This window comes from Yersinia pekkanenii, assembly GCF_001152565.1.
Taxonomy (GTDB): domain Bacteria; phylum Pseudomonadota; class Gammaproteobacteria; order Enterobacterales; family Enterobacteriaceae; genus Yersinia; species Yersinia pekkanenii.
Map to the genome: position 1 here is coordinate 1 of NZ_CQAZ01000190.1, position 799 is coordinate 799.

A 799-nucleotide genomic window follows, 5' to 3' on the forward strand; every position below is an offset into this window, starting at 1 on the left:
TTATCACGGTTGATTTCAGCCAGGCGACCTTCCAGCAGAGCCACTTTCTCTTGTTTCTCTTTTGCCAGATCAGGGCTAACAACCCAACGTTTGATTTGTTTCAAACGATTCCGTAAGGAGGGTTTGTCTTTCAGGTCAATACCAATACGCTCAACACGCAGCAGGTGCCGTTCGTATTTCTTACGCAAACTTTCCGTTAAACCGTTTTTTATCGCCCATGTTTTGAACTGGCCAAGCCAATGACGGATCTCTTCAACAGCAATGCCACGGGAAATAAAGAACTTTTCAGTCAGCCATAACCGCAGCGGCTTGTTCTGGCCACTGTCAGTATCTTTACCGTGAAGCGCTATCACGTAGCCCAGTTGTTCTTGCACGGATAACGCATGCAAAGGACTGTCGTAAGCTTTGCGGCCGTTATCATAAACATGCAACATCCCCATCGAGGCCGCAATTTGCTCAAACGGAGCCATGATTTCGAATGGATAGTCACTGTCCGGGTTGTAGTCACAATTCGCCGCCAGTGCCATCGAGAGCGCCGTCATCGCTTCACAGCTTTCCGACCGTGCGGAGATACGCATGGGCTTTGGCAAAAAGTGCGGATCATTACGTTTGGTGTACGGCACATAACCCTGACGACGTAGCTCTATCAGTTCGTGATTACGGTGCCAGTTGTGACTACTAAGACGTGCAACGACCTTTGACGCCATGCCGCGTGGAACGGTACAGGTCAGTGCTGGCGCATAACGCCGATGAATTTTTGATGTCCCTTTGCGCAGCGCATTGGCTTCGCCCCGTCGGG

1 protein-coding gene is annotated in these 799 nt (G+C 50.4%); it reads right to left on the reverse strand.

The window, feature by feature from the left end; translation table 11 throughout:
* A partial coding sequence (locus tag AEP37_RS26840) for a hypothetical protein (RefSeq protein ID WP_049615672.1) occupies positions 1–799 on the reverse strand: 799 nt, incomplete at both ends.